The organism is Stenotrophomonas maltophilia complex sp. Om-AH-Sm3, from assembly GCF_059337855.1.
The window spans coordinates 1-398 of record NZ_JBYBLQ010000042.1 but is presented as its reverse complement, the minus strand read 5'-3'; the positions used below and the strand labels follow the sequence as shown (position 1 = coordinate 398).

Genomic DNA, 398 nt, shown 5'->3' with positions numbered 1-398 from the left:
CTATTTATATGGACACGTTGAAGTCAATGCACTCGTGCCGGACTCTCAACTTCGCAGAATCACGACGGATAACGCGCAGATCAATCTGGTGACGCAGGATGTTACCTCTGAAGACCTCGTCACGTTATACGGAACAACATTTAACTCCAGCGGTCTGAAAATGCGCGGCAACTTACGCAGCAAGAACGCCGAGCTGATTGAAAAGGTTAGAACATCCTATGAAATTCAAAACAAACAAACTCAGCCTTAATCTTGTGCTTGCCAGCTCACTTCTGGCCGCCAGCATTCCGGCATTTGCCGTAACCGGAGACACTGATCAGCCGATCCACATTGAATCGGACCAGCAATCTCTTGATATGCAAGGCAACGTGGTTACCTTTACCGGTAATGTTATCGTC

The 398-nt window shown here is 47.7% G+C and carries 2 protein-coding genes; both read left to right on the top strand.

The annotated features are described in order from the left end of the window. Positions 1 to 250: LPS export ABC transporter periplasmic protein LptC (lptC, locus tag AC10QF_RS20115; RefSeq protein WP_494542745.1), on the top strand; the 250-nt coding region annotated here is incomplete at its 5' end. Further along, the coding region (locus AC10QF_RS20110) for an LptA/OstA family protein (RefSeq protein ID WP_494542744.1) at positions 219 to 398 on the top strand (180 nt) is incomplete at its 3' end. The genes lptC and AC10QF_RS20110, both read left to right, overlap by 32 nt.